The sequence below is a fragment of the Mariniflexile litorale genome (assembly GCF_031128465.2).
Lineage (GTDB): Bacteria > Bacteroidota > Bacteroidia > Flavobacteriales > Flavobacteriaceae > Mariniflexile > Mariniflexile litorale.
In genome coordinates this window covers 295,027-316,637 of sequence record NZ_CP155618.1, presented here as the reverse complement: position 1 = coordinate 316,637, position 21,611 = coordinate 295,027, and the positions used below count along the sequence as shown (strand labels likewise).

Sequence of the window (21,611 nt, the reverse complement as noted above, 5' to 3'; positions counted from 1 at the left end):
TAAATAAAGTTAAACCTATAAATAATAAATAAAGTGAGTAATATTCCTTGGCAAGATAAACCAGAAAATAGCAAAGACGTCATGTGGCGTTATTCTGAAAATCCTATTATTGATAGATATGCTATCCCATCGTCTAATAGTGTTTTTAATAGTGCTGTAGTACCTTATGGGGATGGTTTTGCAGGTGTTTTTAGATGTGATAATAAAGCAGTGCAGATGAATATTTTTGCAGGCTTTAGTAAAGACGGTATTCATTGGGACATCAATCATGAGCCTATTGAAATGAAAGCTGGTAATACAGAAATGATTGATTCAGATTATAAATACGATCCGCGTGTTGTTTTTATAGAAGATCGTTATTGGATTACTTGGTGTAATGGTTACAATGGACCAACCATTGGCATTGGTTATACGTTTGATTTTAAAGAGTTCTTTCAATGTGAAAATGCTTTTTTACCTTTCAACAGAAACGGTGTGTTGTTTCCTCAGAAAATAAATGGTAAGTATGCGATGTTAAGTCGTCCAAGTGATAATGGGCATACACCTTTTGGTGATATTTACATAAGTTACAGTCCAGACATGAAATATTGGGGAGAACATAGATGTGTTATGAAGGCATCTCATTTTGAAGATAGCGCTTGGCAATGCACTAAAATAGGAGCAGGGCCCATTCCAATTCTAACAGATGAAGGTTGGCTTATGTTATATCATGGGGTAATTAATACCTGTAATGGTTTCCGTTACTCTATGGGAGCAGCTATTTTAGATACTAATGAACCCGATAAAGTAAAATATAGAACACAACCTTATTTATTAGCGCCTGCAGAACTTTACGAACAAGTTGGCGATGTTGGTAATGTGGTATTCCCATGTGCAGCATTGCATGATACTAAAGAGGATAGATTGGCCGTTTATTATGGAGCTGCCGATACGGTGGTGGCTATGGCTTTTGGGAAGTTAAGTGAGGTTATTGAGTTTACTAAAAATAATAGTTTATAATATATGAAAAGTAGGTTTAGATCCTTATTGTTAGTAACAATCAGTTGTTTTTCTATTTTAGGATGTGCGCAATCAAATAAAAAAATCACACCCAAAACATTTGTAGCATATAAAACATTAGAGAAAATTGTTATTGATGGTGATGGATCTGATACTTCTTGGGGTAAGGCAGAATGGTCAGATGTTTTTATGGATATAGAAGGTGTCATTAAGCCTAAATATAAGACACAAGTTAAAATGCTTTGGGATGATAATTACTACTATATTCTCGCTAAGCTTGAAGAACCTCATGTATGGGCAAGCTTAAAACAGCGAGATACCATTATTTTTTATAATAATGATTTTGAGGTTTTTATAGATCCCGATAACGATACCCAGAACTATTATGAATTAGAAATAAATGCTTTAAATACCGTTTGGGATTTATTTATAAACAAACCGTATAGAGAAGAAGGAAATGTGGTTTTAAACGACTGGACGCTTACAGGTTTAAAATCGGCGGTTAAAATCAATGGAACAATAAATAACCCGCTAGATATTGATACAGGCTGGGTTTTAGAAATGGCCATTCCATGGACCGCTTACAAAACCTCTTATTATCATGAGAATGTTCCTAAAGATGATTTTTGGAGAGTGAATTTTTCACGTGTGAATTGGCAACATACGGTTACTAATGGAAAGTATCAACTTAAAAAAGATACCAACGGAAAATTTCTTCCAGAATACAACTGGGTTTGGTCACCTATGGGGGTTGTAAATATGCACGAACCAGAAAAATGGGGCTATGTTTATTTTTCTTCTAATGAAATTGGTGTTAAGGATACGTTTTCAATACCTCAAGAAGAAATTGCAAAATGGGAATTATACAGCTTGTACAGAGCCCAAAAAGACTATTATAAAACCCATAAGTCTTGGGCAACAAGTTTAGATAGTATTTCTAAAGAAGAGATTATTATTAATGATAAAACCCTTAGTCCGATATTAGAAAATCATGCATCTGGGTTTAATCTTTCAGTAAAAAGTCCTTTCTCAAATAAGATTTTGATTATTAAAGAGGATGGAAAAATTATATCAAAATAAACAATAAATACAAACACATGAAATTAACGACATTATTACTTTTTGTATTGGCACTAAACATCTTTTCATGTGCAAATACTGAATCAAAAAAAATAGATGATAATGAGTCTGAAATCGAAAAAACGGAAACACCTTTTGAATTTGGAGTTTGGATTACAGCAGACGCTAAAAGAACAGATGACGATTATGCACAAGAATTTCAAAAATACAAAAATGCAGGTATTGATGAGATTTTAATAAACACAAATACAGATCCAGCACTTTTAAAACGTTTAGTACCGGTAGCTACTAAAAATGGTTTAAAAGTACATGCATGGATTATGGCTATGAACCGACCAGGCGATACCATAGCATTAAAACATCCAGAATGGTACGTTGTTAGTAAGGAAGGAAAATCATCTTTTGATACACGTCCTTATGTAGATTATTACCAATGGCTATGTCCAACAAGAGAAGCTTCCAGAAATCATGTACTAAGCTTGGTTGAAGGGTTGGCAAAGGTGGACGGCATTGAAAGTGTACATTTAGACTACATTCGTTTTAGCGATATCTTCTTACCTATAGGGTTACTTCCCAAATATAATTTAGTTCAGGATACCGAATTACCAGAATACGATTTTTGCTATTGTGATGCATGTATTAGTGCGTTCGAAAAAATACATCATAAAAATCCAAAAGAAAGTCATAATACATCCATTGATATGGAATGGAAAAATTTTAGATTAAATGCAATCAAAGCGGTAGTAGATGATGCTTACAATATAGTACATAAATATAATAAAAATTTAACAGCTGCTGTATTTCCTTATCCAGAAATGGCAGATCATATGGTACGTCAACGTTGGGATAAATGGAATATTGATGAGGTATATCCAATGATTTATCACGGTTTTTATAATGAAGAAGTTGACTGGGTGGGGTATGCTACTAAGCAAGGAGTAACAGACCTAGAAGGAAAAAAAACAAAAATAAATACAGGTGTTTATTTGCCAGCTTTTAAATCGGAAGACGAATTAAAACAAGCTATTTTATTAGCGAAAGAAAACGGAGCCAAAGGGGTTACTTTTTTTGATGGACCAGCTTTAACAGAGGGACACTTAAACGCTATCAAAGAAATGAAAGCTAAACTAAAATAATCTACAGCCTTTAATTTTAAGAACATACCTATGTCAAATAGAAGAAATTTTATAAAAACAACAGCCTTAGGAACTCTAGGAATAAGTACGATTGTAGGTTGTAAAGAAATAGCTGAAAGTGAAACAACGACAGCAGTTACAGATAAAACTCAAAAAAAACCATTGATTATTTCCACATGGAATCATGGTTTGCCTGCTAATGAAGAAACATGGAAACAAATAAAAAATGGAAAACCAACCTTAGATGCTATTGAGTCTGGTATGAACATTCCAGAAGGCGACCCCAATATAAGAAGTGTCGGTTATGGTGGTTATCCAGATCGAGAAGGTAAAGTTACTTTAGACGCCTGTATAATGGATCATAACAGTGATTGCGGATCGGTTAGTTTTTTAGAAGGTATTAAGCACCCTATTTCTGTAGCAAAAAGAGTTTTACAAAATACGCCACATGTTATGTTGTCTGGTGAAGGAGCATTTCAATTTGCTTTAGAAGAAGGTTTTAAAGAAGAAAATTTACTCACACCAGAGTCCGAAAAAGACTGGAAAAAATGGTTAGAAGCATCTAAATATAAACCTGTAATAAATATTGAAAATCACGATACCATCAGTATGTTAGTTCTTGATGAAGCAGGTAATATTTCGGGTGGTTGTACCACCAGTGGTGCCGCTTGGAAAATGCATGGCCGCGTAGGAGATTCTCCAATAATAGGTGCTGGTTTATTTCTAGATAATGAGGTGGGAGCGGCAGCAGCAACAGGCTTAGGAGAAGCAGTTATTAGAACGGCTGGTAGTGCGATGGTGGTTGAATTGATGCGTCAAGGAAAAAGTCCAGATGAAGCTTGTAAAGAAATTGTAGAACGTATTTATGATAAACATAAAAACCATAAAGATATGGAGTATTTGCAAGTTGGTTTTATTGCCATTAACAAAAATGGTGAATATGGCGGATACAGTTTAAGATCAGGGTTTAACTATGCCGTTTACGATGAAGATAAAGGCAATAGAATGGAAGATGCTCAATTCAAAATGACTTGGGATAATTAACGGCATGAAAAACATACTGTACATAATAGGATTTTTAATAGCTTCATTGTCCATCAAGGCTCAAAATAAAGAGCCTTTTTGGTTAAATGAGAAAATTAATGAAGAAAACAGGGAGCCTATGCATGCTTCATATTATGTATATCAAAATGAAACATTAGCTGAAAAAGGCGATTGGAAAGGATCTAATAACTATTTGGATTTAAATGGTGTTTGGAAATTCAAGTATGTTGATAGTCCTTCGGAATTACCTAACGGATTTGAACATATAACTTTTGATGATCATACTTGGGATGATTTTAAAATTCCTGCAAATTGGGATGTAAATGGGTATGGTTATCCGGTGTATACAAATACAACCTACGATTTTAAAAATTTAATAGAAGTAAATCCTCCTTTGGTGCCTACTACATATAACCCAGTTGGTGTATATAGAAGAGTCATTCGTATGGATGAAAATTGGAAAGATAAAGAGGTGTTTCTTCATGTTGGTGCTGCAAAATCGAATTTAACCGTTTGGGTTAACGGGATGTATGTTGGTTATGGTGAAGATGGAAAATTACCCCAAGAATTCAAACTGAATAAGTTTCTGAAAATTGGAGAAAATACAATCGTATTAAAAGTCATGAAATGGAGTGATGGCTCTTACTTAGAGTGTCAGGATTTTTGGAGAATGAGCGGTATTACGAGAGACACCTATTTGTATGCTCGAAATAAATCACATCTAATAGATTTTGAAATCACACCAAATTTAGATGTTACGTATACAAATGGAAGTTTAAAAATTTCAACGGAGTTTTCAGATTTTAGAAAAAAAGACGGATATACTTTAGTCGTTCAGTTAAAAGACAATCGAACGTTAATAACTTCAAAAACCATTCAACTTGAAGAGACAACCAAAAAATCAACTTTTGATTTTGAAGTAAAAAATCCTAAAAAATGGAGTGCAGAAATTCCAAACTTATACAAAGTACTTTTTATTTTAAAAGATAAAAAAGGAAATACAGTTGAGGTTATTTCTCAAAATGTAGGATTTAGAAAAGTGGAAATTAAAGGCGGTCAATTACTGGTTAATGGGCAACCTATCTACATAAAAGGCGTAAATCGTCATGAAACGGACCCTACAACTGGGCAAACAGTTTCCAAAGAACGTATGGAGCAAGATATTAAGGTTTTAAAACAATTTAATATCAATGCGGTTCGAATGTCGCACTACCCTAATGATGAATATTTTTACGAGCTATGTAATATCTATGGAATTTATGTAGTAGATGAAGCCAATTTAGAATCGCATGGCATGGGTTATGACATTACTAAAACATTAGGTAACAAACCTAATTGGGAGTTAGCACATTTACAACGTATGAAACGAATGGTTGAACGGGATAAAAATAATCCTTCCATTATTATTTGGAGTATGGGTAATGAAGCTGGTAACGGTTATAATTTCTATCGTGGTTATCTTTGGATGAAAGAACGCGATCCATCTAGACCTATTCAATATGAAAGAGCAACTGCTGCTGGTTGGGAAGGAAAAACACTAAAATTTGATTGGAATTCAGATATTATAGATCCCATGTATAGTTCACCGACAGGAATGGAAGAATATATAGAAGCAAACCCTAATCCTGATCGTCCTTTTATCCAATGTGAATATGCACATGCCATGGGGAATTCTATGGGGAATTTTAAAGAGTATTGGGATGTAATTAGAGCTCATAAAAATTTTCAAGGTGGTTTTATTTGGGATATGATAGACCAATCGGTTTATAAAATTAGAGAAGATGGTGTCAAAATTTTTGCTTATGGTGGTGATTTCGGACCTCAAGATGTGCCAAGTGATAATAATTTTTTAAATAATGGGGTCTTTAACCCTGAAAGGGAACCAAATCCGCACGCTTATGAAGTTAAAAGTGTGCAGCAGGACATTCATACCTCCTGGGAAAGTAAAGATGCGATACGGATACAGGTTTTTAATGAGTTTTTCTTCAAAAGCTTACGTAATGTGAGTTTGTATTGGACATTGGTTTTAGATGGTGTGGAAGATGAAGCAGGAATAATTACGGATTTAAAAATGGATCCGCAACAAGCAGAAACGTATGCTTTGCCTATTCATTTAGAAGGAAAAATATATACAGAAGCTTATGTTAACATTAGTTACATTTTAAAACAAGAAGAACCATTTTTGCCTAAAGGTTTTGAAATTGCAACAGAACAACTTCACTTAAAAGGTGTTTGGAAAAACAATAGAATGTTGGAGAGTGGGATAGCAATGACGGTTACAAATGAGAAGGAATCGATTGTTTTTAAAAGTGACAAAGCAGAATTGTCTTTTAATAAGAAAACAGGTTTTATGAATAGGTATACATTTAAGGATACTCCTGTTTTAAAAGAGGGATATCATTTAAAACCTAATTTCTGGAGAGCTCCAACGGATAATGATATGGGGGCACAATTTCAGAAAAAATTATTGCCATGGAAACAAGCTGTAGAAAACCCGGTTTTAATAAGTTTTGACTATCAAAAAAATAAGAATAATACAATAACAGCAACAGCTATTTATTATCTACCCAAAGTCTTTTCGGAATTAATTATTAATTATGAATTTAATAGTGCAGGCGTTTTAGAAGTGCAACAAAAATTAAATATAGATAAAAGCAAAGAAACACCATTGTTGCCACGTTTCGGAATGGAAATGATACTTCCTAAATCGTTTAGTGAGATTTCATACTACGGAAAAGGACCTTACGAAAACTATAATGATAGAAATTACAGCGCAAAGGTTGGTGTTTATAAACAAACAGTTTCAGAACAATATTTTCCATATATCCGTCCGCAAGAAACAGGTAATAAAACAGATGTGAGATGGCTTGATGTGTCGAATACAAAGGTGAATTTACGTGTAGAATCTGATAATTTATTTAGTATGACAGCCTTGAATTATCTGACAGAAGATTTAGACGATGGTTTAGAGAAAGACCAAAGAAATTCAGCCGATTTAAAAGAGCGAGATCTAACTAGTTTAAAATTAGACGGTAAACAAATGGGATTGGGAAGTATTGATAGTTGGGGTGCTTGGCCAATGGAAAAATACTTATTAAGAGCGAAGGTTTATGAGTATCAATTTAAAATAAGACCGAGTTTAAAAAATTAGTGGAATACATAGTAGAAATATTTTTTATTACCGAAAACGAAAACATCCAAACAGAAGTATCAAAGGAATTTCCAAAAAAATAATAAATTTTCAAGAAACAAATGAGAGTACAGTACATATTTAAAATATTGAATTTAGTTCCCAAATTGAAAACAATCGTAACAAATTTTTTGTTTGTCCTGTGTATCCTGAATTTTCAATTTTCAAAAGCGCAAACAGGTAGTGAAAACGAACCGATACGCTATGTTGGAGGTACACATATTAATCCGTTTACACATGAGGCAGGATTACGGTATGCTATTGGCGTAGAAAATATTCAAACTTTAAGAGCCAATCGTACACATCCAGAATTAAGTGACGATTATGGATGGACCTATAATCATGCGTCTAACCTAGCGTATTGGAATGGTCAGTTTTACCAACAATATATCAGTGGAGAAAAGGATGAGCATAGAGCTCCTGTACATACGATGTTGATTACTTCTAAGAATGGGAAAGACTGGAGTTTTCCTAAAGTGGTTTTTCCTACGTATAAAGCACCAAAAGATGTTACAATTCCAGAAGGTTCTACGGGTTATATGATGCACCAAAGAATGGGGTTTTATGTTGCACCCAATGGACGCATGCTTACTCTGGCGTTTTATGGACATACGGAAAATCCATTTAGAGAAAATGGGATTGGACGTGTTGTTCGCGAAATTTATAAAAATGGAACTTTGGGACCTATCTATTTTATAAGATATGATAGCCAAACGAATTGGAATGAATCCAATACTTCATATCCATTCTATGAAAAATCAGAAGATAAAGGGTTTCTAGCAGCTTGTAATTCTCTTTTAAATGATAAATTAATAACTTTGCAATGGTTTGAAGAAGACAATGGAGTAGATGGTTTTTATAGCTTCAACAATTCAAAACAAGCTTTTAACTGGTACAAGCGAAAAGATGGAAAGACTGTCGGGCTTTGGAAAAAATCTTTTGCAGCACTTTCTGATGATGGAGGTACTACTTTTTCTGACCCAGTAAAAGCAAATACTTTTGTTATGTCTGGCGGTAAAATGTGGGGACAACAAACGGAAGATGGTAGGTATGCAATTTCATATAATCCAATCGACCAAACTCAATATCGTTTCCCGATGTCTATTGTAACCAGTGATGACGGAATTATATACGATAACCTTCTACTAGCACAAGCAGAAATTCCGGTAAGAAGATTTTCTGGAATATGGAAAGATTTTGGTCCGTGTTATATGCGTGGTATCACTCCTGGAAATGGAAATCCTCCAGGTACGGATATGTGGATGACTTACAGTATGAACAAAGAAGATATGTGGGTGTGCCGAATTCCAACACCGATTAAATACCAAGTAGATAAAGATGTTACCGATGATTTTGAAAATATGAGTGTTGCAGGACACATTATCGACTGGAATATTAATGCTCCCAAGTGGGCAAAAGCTAGTTTGGTAAATGAAAGTAACGGCAATAGATGTTTGCAAATGAACGATATAGATCCGTATGATTATTGCCGTGCAATACGTGTTTTTAAGGAAGGAAAAGTAGTTACAGCAAGTTTTAAAGTAAAAGTCATAGCGAAAGACACAACGCAATTTGATGTGGATATTACAGACCAATTCGGGAATAGTCCTGTGCAAATATCGTTTGACAATGATGCGTATATTAAAGTTACTGAGGGTGCAGTAAAGAAAAATTTAATGCGCTTTGATACAGGAAAATGGTATTCCTTTAAAATTCAATATAGTGCAATTGGTTTAGGAGCCTATTCTGTAATCATTAACGATGAAATAATAGCGGAGAACTTACCTGCTGTAATGGCTGTAAAATCAGTAGAAAGAATTTCCTTCAGAACAGGGGCTTACAATAATTTACCTAGCAGAAATACGCCAAATGAAACAAACAACCCTCCATTGGAAAGGGCTGATGAAAAACAAAATTTATCAAGCTATTTAATAGATGATGTTTTTATTTCTACAAAAAATGAATAGTAATAAAAGTCTTTGTTAAAGGATAAAGAGATAAGTGTCAATTTAAATAACCACCGCTTTTAAAATGAATAGTATAAAGAGATTATATCAGATTTTTGGACTAATATTACTAATGTTTTTTAGTGCTTGTTCAAAACAAAAAATATTTACAGAAAATGATATTAATATAATTCCAAAACCTGCAGAATTAACACTTACTGAAGGTGTGTTTGAATTTTCAAACGCTACTAAATTTGTTATATCAAACGAAGGTATAAAAGAGGTTGCTAAGACTTTAATAAAAAAATTCGAAAAAGCAGCAGGGTTCAAAATTGAAACGGTCTCAACAACACCAAATAAAAATTTTATTCAATTTAAGAAGGACAATACCTTCGAAAAAGAAGCTTACGAATTAGTAGTTAGTTCTGATAATATCACCATTACAGCTAAAGAAGATGCTGGTTTTATATATGGTTTAGAAACTCTACGCCAATTGTTACCTACAGCTATTGAGAATAGCTCAGAAACATCGGCTAATTGGGTTATTCCTGCTTTAACTATTAAAGACAAACCTCGATTTCAACACAGAGGTTTAATGCTAGATATATCGCGTCATTTTTTTGACAAAGCGTATATCAAAAAAACAATAGATCGTTTAGTCATGCATAAAATGAATGTTTTGCACTTGCATTTAGTGGACGATCAAGGTTGGAGAATCGAAATAAAAAAATATCCAAAACTTACTGAGGTTGGCGCTTTTCGAGTAGACCAAGAACATGTTGCCTGGAATAGCAGAAAAACTAATAGTCCAGATGAAAAAGGAACATATGGTGGTTTTTTAACTCAAGAAGAACTAAAAGAAATTGTTGCTTATGCTCAAGCTAAAAACATTGAAGTTATTCCTGAAATAGAAATGCCAGCGCATGTAAGTTCTGCAATTGCAGCTTATCCTGAATTATCTTGTTATGGAAAATCGATAGCTGTGCCCTCAGGTGGGTTATGGCCAATTACCGATATTTACTGTGCAGGAAAAGAAAGTACCTTTGAATTTCTAGAAAATGTATTAGATGAAGTTATGACCATTTTTCCTTCCAAATACATCCATATAGGAGGTGATGAAGCCACCAAAACCAACTGGGAAAAATGCCCGCATTGCCAAAAAAGAATTAAAGAGGAAGACTTAGAAGATGTAGAGGAATTGCAAAGTTATTTTGTAAAAAGAATTGAGAAGTACATCAATTCTAAAGGGAAAAGTCTCATTGGTTGGGACGAAATTTTAGAAGGTGGTTTAGCACCTGAAGCTACCGTGATGAGTTGGAGAGGTACTAAGGGTGGTTTTGAAGCTGCAGAACAAGGGCACGATGTTATCATGACACCAGAATCACATTGCTATTTCAATTTTTATCAAGGGCCACAAAATGAAGAGCCTACAGCCTTTAATGCCTATACACCATTAAGTAAAGTCTATCAGTTTGATCCAGTTGTTGAAGGTATGACTGAAACACAAGCTAATCATGTTTTAGGCGGACAAGCAAATTTATGGTCTGAATACATAACAACAAATGAAGACTCGGAATATATGATTTTTCCAAGGCTTGCTGCTTTATCAGAAACGTTGTGGAGCACCAAAACATCTCGTAATTGGGAAAATTTTTCTAAACGATTGGAAACACAATTTGAACGTTATGATAATTTAGGTATTAATTACGCAAAAAGTGCCTTTTTAGTTACGTCGTCTTCATTTGCAAATTTGGATAAAAAAAACATACTTATTTCTTTAGAAAATGAATTTCCAAATGCTAATATTCGTTATGTGTTGGGTGATCTAAAACTAGATGCGAATGCCAAAAAGTATACGGATACTATTCAAATAAAAGAGACAACGATTCTAAAGGCTTCTTTATTTAAAGAAGGGAAACCAATTGGTAAAATATTTACAGATACTATAAAATTTCATAAAGCATTTGGCAAAAAACTTAAATTCAAGACACCCTTTAACGAAAATTATAAAGGTGATGGTCCTTCAAATATTGTTAATGTCATAAGAGGTTCAAAAAACTTTCATGATGGCCAGTGGCAAGCTTGGTTAGGTGATGATATGGAGGTTGTTATCGATTTAGGTGAACAAGAAACCCTCCAAAAAGTTGTGGTAGGGACTATAGAAAACCAAGGTGCCGGCATCTATTTCCCAACTTCAGTAGTTGTTTTAGTTTCGCAAGATGGGGTTAATTATACCGAAGCGGGAAAAACAGAACGTGCATTTAGTACAAATTCGGATGCTGATTTATTTGATTTTGAAATCGGTTTTAAAGAAACCACGGCACGTTATATAAAGGTAATAGCAAATAATTTAAAAAAGGCTCCAAACGGGGGTGGGACGTGGTTGTTTGTAGATGAAATTTTAGTAGATTAAAAAAGAAAAATAAAAAAAGATGATGAAAAAAAGAATAGCAATTATAGCACTATTGGTTTCGGTAAAACTATTTTCTCAGGCCATTTATGAAGATGAAAGATACGTGCCAGAAACCGACCCATTAGTAATAGAAAACTTAGACGCATGGCAAGGTAAAAAATTCGGATTATTAATGCATTGGGGAACTTACAGCCAATGGGGTATTGTAGAGTCTTGGTCGTTATGCCCTGAAGATTATGGTTGGTGCGAGCGTACAAAAGGTAGCGATCCTCAAAATTATAATCAGTATGTAAAAGATTATGAAGCGTTACAAACAACCTTTAATCCAACTAATTTTAATCCTGAAAAATGGGCGAAAGCAGCTAAAGATGCCGGTATGAAATACATGGTTTTCACAACCAAACATCACGATGGTTTTAATATGTTTGATACCAAGTATTCCGATTATAAAGTTACAGACCCCAAAACGCCATTTAGCACAAACCCAAGAGCTAATATTGCCAAAGAAGTTTTTAACGCCTTTAGAGCAGAAGATATGTGGATTGGTGCATATTTTTCTAAACCAGATTGGCACCATAAGAATTATTGGGATCCGTACTTTCCTCCTTTTGATAGAAATGTAAATTACGATCCGTCTACATATCCTGAAAAATGGCAAAAATATACCGATTTTACACACAATCAGATTTTAGAATTACTAACCGATTACGGTAAAGTAGATATTTTATGGCTCGATGGTGGCTGGGTTGCTAAAACACCAGAAAATGAAATTAAAGCTGGATATAGTTCTAAATTTTTAGAAAATGAATCTAATAATGGTTTTATTAAGCATAGAGTTGTAAACCAAGATATTAAAATGGACGAATTGGTGGTAAAAGCCCGCGAAAAACAACCAGGTTTAATTGTGGTTGATAGAGCTGTACATGGTAAAAACCAAAACTATTTAACACCAGAAAATAGAGTGCCAGAAAAAACATTGCCTTACCCTTGGGAGTCTTGTATTACTTCTGGTGGTGGCTGGTCGTACACACCAGACGCTAAATACTTATCGGGTAGAGCAGGTATTCATATGTTAATTGATGTGGTTGCAAAAGGTGGTAATTTATTACTAAATGTGGCACCTGGGCCAGATGGAACTTGGCAACAAGGCGCTTACGATTTACTAGCTGCTTATGGCGATTGGTTAAAAGTAAACGGTGCTGCTATTTACAACACAAAACCTATCGCCCCTTTTAAAGAAAATAACATTGCCATGACTCAAAATAAAGAGGGTAATGTGTTTTTAATGTACATGGCTAAAGAAGGTGAAACTAAAATTCCATCGGAAATTACGGTAACCTCTATCGCTCCTAAAAAAGGCGCTAAAATTACAATGCTAGGGTCTAAAACAAAGTTAAAATGGGAAAAACTAGATAAAGGTTTTAAAGTAATAATTCCTGAAACTTTAAGAAATAATTTACCTTGTAAAGAAGCTTGGACTTTAAAAATTAATAAAATAAACAGATAAAAACAACCTATGTTTTTAAACACTAAATACAAACTCATAAAAGCCTGTTTTACATTGGCTTTTATGAGTTATTCCCTTACTCAAGCGCAGGACGTTACTAGTTATGTAAATCCATTTATTGGCTCTTCAAACTTTGGCACTACAAATCCAGGGCCTATTGCGGTTAGAGGTATGGCCAATGTATCGCCTTTTAATGTTGCTGGCCCACAAAATTTACCTTTCGAAAAAGATAGTCGTTGGTGGTCTACACCTTATGTAAACGAAAATACCTTATTAACAGGTTTTAGCCATGTCAATATTAGTGGTGTGGGTTGCCCAGAGTTGGGTGTTATTTTAGCAATGCCTACTACAGGTGCTTTGGAAACGGATTACAAAAAATACGGTTCTACCTATACCAACGAGGAAGCTTCGGTTGGGTACTACACCAATCACATTGAAAAATATAATATTAAAGTTGAAGCCACAGCAACAACACGCGTTGGGGTTAGCAAATACCATTTTCCAGCAGGAGAATCTAACATTTTATTAAATTTAGGCTTAGGCTTAACCAACGAGGAAGGCGCCATGATAAAAGTCGTTTCTCCTACCGAAATAGAAGGTATTCGCTCTGTAGGTTCGTTTTGTTATTATAAGGCAGAGGAAGCGTATCCTGTTTATTTTGTAGCTCGTTTTTCGGAAGCTGCTCCAGAATTTGGCGTATGGAAAAAGCCAAAAACACATACCGGTCTAGAAAGCCAATGGATGGGTTACAACGGTAAAACCAGATTAAAAAAAGGCTATACAAAAGAAGTTGTAGGCGACAGTATTGGTGCCTATATGCGTTACAATTTCGATAAGCCAACTACGGTTGAAATGAAAATTGGTGTTTCGTACGTAAGTATTGAAAATGCACGAGAAAATTTGGAGAAAGAAACGCAGCATAAATCTTTCAATCAAATACTAGCCGATTCTAAAAAAGAATGGAATTCATATTTATCAAGAATTAAAGTAGAAGGGGGCACCGAGGATGATAAAACGGTTTTTTACACGGCATTATATCATACCTTAATTCACCCAAATACTTTAAATGATTTTAATGGTGAATACCCAAAAATAAAAACAAGGGAAACCCTTAAAACAGATGGTACGCGCTATACCACCTTTTCTTTATGGGATACGTACAGAAATTTACATCAGCTAATGAGTTTGGTGTACCCAAAGCAACAATCGAATATGGTTAAAAGTATGTTGCAAATTTATGACGAGTCTGGATGGTTACCAAAATGGGAATTAAATGCCACTGAAACAACCACTATGGTTGGCGATCCTGCAGGTATTATTATTGCCGACACCTATTTAAAAGGCATACAAGATTTTGATGTAGAAAAAGCATACACAGCCATGTTAAAAAGTGCAACGCAAATAGAAAATAACCCGTTACGACCAGGATTAAAAGACTATATTGAAAAAGGATATTTAACCACAAAAACTATCGAAAGTGGTTCGGTTTCTACAACGCAAGAGTACAACACATCCGATTTTGCTATAGCGCAATTAGCAAAAGCCTTAGGTAAAAAACAGGACTACAAATTATTTTCAAAACGCGCACTTAGCTACCGTAAATTATTCGATAAAGAATTCAACCTTTTACGTCCTAAAAATGATGATGGCTCTTGGCTTACACCATATAATCCAGAATATGGGGCTAATTTTCAAAAGAATTTAGGCTTTATAGAAGGTAACGCTTGGCAGTACACCTTTATGGTTGGCCACGACACAAAGGGCTTAATTAAACTTATGGGCGGTTCTGCAAATTTCAGTAAAAAACTACAGGAAGTTTTTGATAAAAATCAGTTTGATATGGCCAACGAGCCAGATATTGCTTATCCATATTTATTCAACTATATAAAAGGCGAAGAATACAAAACGCAAAATTTAGTTCAAAAATTAATAAAAGAATATTATCAAAATAAACCTGCAGGTTTACCTGGAAATGATGATACAGGCACTATGTCGGCGTGGTTAGTATATTCCATGATGGGTATTTACCCAATAACTCCAGCGCAGCCAATTTATACAATTTCAACACCTGTTTTCGATAAAATAACAATTCAGTTAGATACAGAATATTATAAAAACGAAACCATCACTATTGAAAAAGAAACGCTTACAAATGGTGCTATAAAAAGTATCGAGCTAAATGGAAAACCTTTAAATAGCTATTTTATGAGTCACGACGATTTTGTAAATGGAACAACGCTAAAAGTGATTCAAAATTAAAATTACATTGAAAAAAATGAAAAAGATAACGCTTAATATCATCGCTATTCTAGGGCTTATCACCTTAGGATTCTCGCAAGAAAAATATCCATATCAAAACGAAAAATCACCTACTGAAGATCGTGTTTCCGATTTATTAAGTAGAATGAGTTTAGAAGAAAAAGTACGCCAAATGGATATGTACAAAGGCGAATATTTTAAAAATGACGAAGATTTTTCGAAAGCTAAAACTGCTAAACGATTAGGAGATTTAGGAATTGGAGCGATTCACGATATTTATCCGCGTTCTGCAAAAATGATTAACGAACTTCAAAAAAATGTTATTAAAAGTAACCGTTGGGAAATTCCTGCTCTTATTATGTGCGAGATGTTACATGGTTATTTAGATGAAGGAAGCACAGCATTCCCTATGAATATTGGATTAGGTGCCACATGGGATACCAAATTATTAAAAAAAGTAGGTAGCGTTATTGGTACCGAAGCTAGAGCACATGGTGTTCATTTTGGCTTAGGACCAAATTTAGATTTAGGAAGAGAACCACGTTGGGGAAGAGTTGCCGAAACCTTTGGTGAAGATATTTATTTAGTGGGTGAGTTAGGTGTTGCTATGATACAAGGTATGCAAGGCGACGATTTAACTTCAGATAGATCTATAATTGCCGAACCAAAACATTTTGCAGTGCATGGTGTGCCAGAAGCCGGAGGAAATTCTTCACCTGTTTTAATTGGCGAACGTGCTGCAAGAGAAGACTTTTTGCCATCTTTCGAAAAAGCATTTAAAAAAGGAGGCGCATTAGGTACTATGTGTGCGTATTCTGAGTTAGATGGTATTCCTTGTGCGGCTAACCATTGGTTATTAACCGATGTTTTAAGAGACGAATGGGGATTTAAAGGTATTGTGGTTTCAGATTTAGGAGCTGTAAAATACATACAAACCACACACCACGTGGCGGGCTCTCCAAAAGAAAGTATTGAGCAAGCGGTGTCTGCTGGTGTAGATATGCAGTTCTACGATTTTTCAAATGAGTTCTGGCAAAAGTCTATTATCGAATTGGTGAACGAAGGCAAACTATCTATGGAAGATATCGATAGAGCTGCTGGAGGTGTGTTACGATTAAAGTTTTTATTAGGCTTATTCGAAAATCCATATACCGATAAAAATCTTATTAAAGAACGTTTTCATTCTTTAGAAAACCAAGCGGTAGCACTAGAGGCTGGTCGTAAATCTATAGTGCTATTAAAAAACCAAAACAACACTTTACCACTAGATAAAAACTTAAAAACGATTGCTGTTATTGGTCCGAACGCCAACGCATCTAGATTAGGTGGTTATTCAGTAAAGAACAAAGTGGCAACTACGGTTTTTGAAGGTATAAAACAAGTTGTTGGCGATAAGGCAAATGTAGTTTACGAAGAAGGGGTTTCATTAATTGTAAAAGGACAAATTATTCCTTCTGAATTTTTATTCACACCAGATGAATCTTCAAACGGGTTAAAAGGTGAATATTTTAATGATAGAAACGTAGAAGGCGAGCCTGTTTTAACCAGAATTGATAATGAATTAGAATTCGATTGGCCATGGTCTCCAGGAAATGGAGTTAACGATGACGATTTTTCTATTCGTTGGACCGGTTTTATTAAATCTGAAAAATCGTTTGATGGTTGGTTAGGTTTAAGTTCTGATGATGGTATTAGAATGTGGGTCGATGACCAATTAGTTATCGATAACTGGACAAAAGGAAGTACCAACATGGTAACGACGCCTAAGAAAATAGAAGCTGGTAAAAAATATAAAGTCCGCATAGAAATGTGGGAAGGCGGTTGGGGCGCAAGAGCGCACTTACGTTGGAATTTAGAAAAAGTAAACTTTCAACCGGCTATCGATTTAGCTAAAAAAGCCGATGTTGCTGTTGTAGTTTTAGGAGAATCGAGAGAGTTAGTAGAAGAAAACAGAGATGTGGCAACTTTAGACTTACATGGTATGCAGCAGGAATTAATTGAAGCTATACAACAAACAGGTACGCCTGTAGTTTGTGTGCTATTAAATGGTAGACCGCTTTCTGTAAATTGGATTAACGAAAATATCCCTGCAGTTTTAGAAGCTTGGTTTCCTGGAGAAGCAGGAGGGAAAGCTGTGGCCGATGTGCTATTTGGAGATTATAACCCAGGCGGAAGGTTACCAATTTCTTTCCCAAAATCTGTGGGGCAATTACCAATTTATTACAACCAGAAACCCTCTGCAATTCACCGTTATGTTAGTGAAAGCGAAAACCCATTATATACCTTTGGTGATGGTTTAAGTTATACAACTTTTAAATATTCTAACTTAGCATTAAGTACTACAGAAATTAGTATTGATGGTAGCGTGAAAGTATCTGTCGATGTAAAAAATACTGGAAATTATGATGGTGATGAAGTTGTACAGTTGTATATAAATGATGTGACAAGTAGTGTTACAACACCAAGAAAAACATTAAAAGGTTTTGAAAGAGTCTTTATTAAAAAAGGAGAAACCAAACATATAGAATTTGTATTAACCCCTGAAGAATTAGCGCTTTGGAATCGTGACATGAAACGTGTTGTAGAACCCGGAGAATTCTACGTTATGGTAGGGGGAAATAGTAGAGATGTATTAAACGCAAAATTTGTTGTGGTAAAATAATATGCCATAATTTATTATCTTAAAGAAGATGGGTTTAAATTATTAGATCTATCTTCTTTTTTTTATGGTATCTAGGTATAAATTATGATTTATTTAAAAAAACGTGTTTTGTATTATATATATAAAGTATTAAAATTAAACCAACACCTTTTCAAATTTGTCATTGGTCGAAATAATATATTAGTAACATAATAGATTTATAGATTTAACATGTTATTAACTTTTTAAAAATGAAAAACTATTATTAACTCAAAAACTAATTTTATGATTCAAAATGTATTAAAACTACTGTTTGTATTTTGTTTATTTAGCTTTCAGACAGCTAAAGCACAAACTACAGTGACAGGAATAATTACTGATGCTTCGACAGGTATTGCACTACCAGGAGCAAGTGTTGTTGTTAAGGGAACAACTAATGGGGTTTCATCTGATTTCGATGGACATTATAGTATCAATGTTTCAAGGGAAGCAGCAACATTAATAGTGTCTTATGTTGGTTATTCAACAAAGGAGGTTGGAATTATCGGATCATCTAATATGGATATCTCTTTATCTGAAGATGCTGAACAATTAAATGAAGTGATTGTAACTGCATTAGGTATTAAAAGAGAGAAAAAAGCTTTAACTTATTCTGCTCAAACAGTTTCTGGAAAGGGACTTTCAGAAGCTAGATCGCTTAACGTAGCAAATTCACTTTCAGGTAAGGTTGCGGGTCTTAACTTTTCCACAACAGGATCAGGAGTTGGAAGTTCTTCTAGAATTACCCTTCGTGGTAACAGGTCGTTAACTGGAAATAATCAGCCACTATATGTAATTGATGGTGTGCCTATGGATAATACTGTTTCTTCACCTTTAACAGATATTGGAGGTACTACTAGTTTTGATGGTATTTCTAATATTAATCCTGAAGATATAGAATCTATATCTGTATTAAAGGGACCCTCTGCTGCTGCCTTATATGGATCGCGTTCTAGTAATGGTGTTATAATAATTACTACAAAAACAGGGTCAACTGGTGAAAAAGCAAATATTTCGGTATCTTCTAACCTTACATTTTCAAATGCATATGATTTGTTAAACCAACAAAACATATATGGGCAAGGAAGTGACGGGATATATGATCCTTTAAGTGTGACTAGTTGGGGACCACAAATGAATGGACAATCTGTTTCTGCATGGCAATTAGAGCATAACCCAGATTATGACGGGCCTGCAACTTATGCATTTAGCCCACAACCAAATAATGGTATGGATTTTTTTAAATCTGGATATAACTGGTCTAAAAGCATAACAGCTTCAATGGGTAGTGATAAGGTTCAAGGCTATTTTTCATATACAAATACAGAAGCAGAAGGTATTGTAATAGGAAATGAGCTTGAAAGGCATAATGTTAATTTACGTTTAACCAGTAATTTAACTGATAAATTAAAATTAGATGTTAAAACTAATTTGATTTCGCAAAAAATCGATAATGCAGTAGGAGCTGGTGAAGGTGGAATTGGTGAAGCTGTTTATACTATGCCAAGAAACATGCCTTACAGTCAATACAAAGATTCTGAATATATTGATGATGCGGGACAGTTAAGGTATAATTATATGAACCCAAATACTTTAGGGACACTTGGCGCAAACCCTTTTTGGTTAGCAAAAAGAAATTTAAGAGAAGATGAAAGAAATAGAATTATAACTTTTGCTTCTTTGACATATGATTTTACGAATGAATTAAGCTTAATGGTAAGAACAGGTTTAGATCAAGCCACAAATAAAGCTAAAGTTTCTCGTTATGCAGCAACGGCTATACTTAATCAGGATTTTGGTTCATATTCAGAATCAATTGGAGAAATAACAGAATTAAACTCTGATTTCCTTTTGTCTTACAATAAAGGAATAGGAGAAGATGTGAAAGTAAATGTAAATCTTGGTGGAAATGCTTTAGTTCAAAAAAGTAATTCTTTAAGTAGTGGTGGTACATTAAGTAGAAGAAACTATTTTGCCTTAACTAACCTTCAAAGTACTACTGTGACTCCTGATTATAGACATAAAAAAGTTAATTCATTATATGGATCAGCTCAAGTTTCTTTTAAAGATTATTTGTTTTTAGATATAACAGGACGTAATGACTGGTCTTCAACTTTACCTAAAGAAAATGGATCTTACTTTTATCCATCTGTTGGTTTATCTGCTATTGTTAGTGATATGTTTGATATAAGGTCCAATGTACTTTCATTCTTGAAATTAAGAGGTTCTTATGCACAGGTTGGTAATGATACTGATCCCTATCTTTTAGAAAGTCAACTTACTTATTATGGTTTTAATGGAGGTGTTGTACAATCTTCTACGTTATTAAATAACCCGAATCTTAAACCTGAAATTTCTAGTTCTACAGAGTTTGGTTTAGATACACGTTTATTTAAAAACAAAATAGGAGTAGATTTCACTTGGTTTAAAACAAATACTTCAGATCAAATATTTACAATTAATGTACCTGAATCTTCAGGATATTCTAAACAAGTTGTAAATGGAGGAGAAATTGAAAATACAGGTGTAGAATTAGTTTTAAATGCCAATGTTTTTAAAACTGATGTTTTTTCTTGGGACGTAACAGCAAATTTTGCTACTTACAAAACTAAGATATTAAGCATTTTAGATGATCGTGATGAATTGAATCTAGCAACAGGTTATGAAAGATTGGCTCAAACTATTGTAAAAGAAGGAGGAGATTATGGCGATTTATACATCCGTGGTTTTAAACGTAATGATGATGGACAAATCATCGTTAATGAAACCAGTGGTTTACCTGAGTTTACTCCCGGCTTTGATGTGCTAGCAGGTAATTTTAATCCAGACTGGACAGCTGGTTTGCAAAACGAATTTAGTTATAAAAATTTCACACTTAGTTTTCTTATTGATTTCCGTATTGGTGGAGAAACAATTTCATATTCTCAAGCAAGAATGGCCGGCGCTGGGGTAAGTGATATTACTTTAGCTGGTAGAGATGGTTTTGTAGTTGATGGTGTTATTGATAATGAAGATGGTACTTTTTCTGAAAACACAACATCTGTTACATCTGAAGACTATTGGTCTCAAGTAGCTGGTAGAGATCCTAAATCTGCCGAAGATTTTGTTTTTGATGCTACAAATATTAGATTAAGAGAATTAATTTTAGGATATTCACTACCAAACAAGTTATTAGATAAGACACCTTTTAGTAGTGTTAATTTCTCAGTTGTAGGACGTAATTTATTCTTCTTTACTAATAAGGCTGAATACTTTGACCCTGAACAAGGAGTTAGTGTAGGAAACCTTCAAGGAATAGAATCTTTTAATATTCCAACTACTAGAGATTTTGGATTTAATGTGAAATTCAACTTTTAA

Annotated in this window: 11 protein-coding genes; all 11 read left to right on the top strand. The window is 34.2% G+C overall.

The genetic code is table 11. From position 1 onward, the window contains the following. Nucleotides 1-33: 33 nt before the first annotated feature. The 11 genes from QLS71_RS01335 (at nucleotide 34) to QLS71_RS01285 (ending at nucleotide 21,611) form a co-directional block, all read left to right on the top strand. On the top strand, nucleotides 34-999 hold the full coding sequence (locus tag QLS71_RS01335) for a glycoside hydrolase family 130 protein (RefSeq protein WP_308991334.1): 966 nt from the start codon (nucleotides 34-36) through the stop codon (nucleotides 997-999). 3 nt (nucleotides 1,000-1,002) lie between these two features. Beyond that, nucleotides 1,003-2,079: a carbohydrate-binding family 9-like protein gene (locus QLS71_RS01330; protein ID WP_308991335.1), complete on the top strand. Its 1,077-nt coding sequence runs from the start codon at nucleotides 1,003-1,005 to the stop codon at nucleotides 2,077-2,079. A 17-nt stretch (nucleotides 2,080-2,096) separates the two neighbouring features. After that, on the top strand, nucleotides 2,097-3,215 hold the full coding sequence (locus tag QLS71_RS01325) for a putative glycoside hydrolase (RefSeq protein WP_308991336.1): 1,119 nt from the start codon (nucleotides 2,097-2,099) through the stop codon (nucleotides 3,213-3,215). 30 nt (nucleotides 3,216-3,245) lie between these two features. Then, nucleotides 3,246-4,259 (top strand): N(4)-(beta-N-acetylglucosaminyl)-L-asparaginase, encoded by a 1,014-nt coding sequence (locus QLS71_RS01320; protein WP_308991337.1) that lies wholly within the window; start codon nucleotides 3,246-3,248, stop codon nucleotides 4,257-4,259. Nucleotides 4,260-4,263: 4 nt separating this feature from the next. Next, nucleotides 4,264-7,410, top strand: coding sequence for a glycoside hydrolase family 2 TIM barrel-domain containing protein (locus tag QLS71_RS01315; protein WP_308991338.1), 3,147 nt, complete (start codon nucleotides 4,264-4,266; stop codon nucleotides 7,408-7,410). 146 nt (nucleotides 7,411-7,556) lie between these two features. Then, on the top strand, nucleotides 7,557-9,416 hold the full coding sequence (locus QLS71_RS01310) for a hypothetical protein (RefSeq protein WP_308991339.1): 1,860 nt from the start codon (nucleotides 7,557-7,559) through the stop codon (nucleotides 9,414-9,416). 64 nt (nucleotides 9,417-9,480) lie between these two features. Next, entirely contained in the window at nucleotides 9,481-11,808 is a 2,328-nt protein-coding gene (locus QLS71_RS01305) for a glycoside hydrolase family 20 protein (RefSeq protein ID WP_308991340.1), read from the top strand. Between the two features lie 19 nt (nucleotides 11,809-11,827). Next, on the top strand, nucleotides 11,828-13,315 hold the full coding sequence (locus QLS71_RS01300; RefSeq protein WP_308991341.1) for an alpha-L-fucosidase: 1,488 nt from the start codon (nucleotides 11,828-11,830) through the stop codon (nucleotides 13,313-13,315). A 63-nt stretch (nucleotides 13,316-13,378) separates the two neighbouring features. Then, the gene (locus tag QLS71_RS01295) at nucleotides 13,379-15,574 is read left to right on the top strand and encodes a GH92 family glycosyl hydrolase (RefSeq protein ID WP_308991342.1); all 2,196 of its coding nucleotides are present in this window, start codon (nucleotides 13,379-13,381) and stop codon (nucleotides 15,572-15,574) included. A 16-nt stretch (nucleotides 15,575-15,590) separates the two neighbouring features. Then, nucleotides 15,591-18,236 (top strand): glycoside hydrolase family 3 N-terminal domain-containing protein, encoded by a 2,646-nt coding sequence (locus QLS71_RS01290; RefSeq protein WP_308991343.1) that lies wholly within the window; start codon nucleotides 15,591-15,593, stop codon nucleotides 18,234-18,236. 264 nt (nucleotides 18,237-18,500) lie between these two features. Continuing rightward, nucleotides 18,501-21,611 (top strand): SusC/RagA family TonB-linked outer membrane protein, encoded by a 3,111-nt coding sequence (locus QLS71_RS01285; protein WP_308991344.1) that lies wholly within the window; start codon nucleotides 18,501-18,503, stop codon nucleotides 21,609-21,611.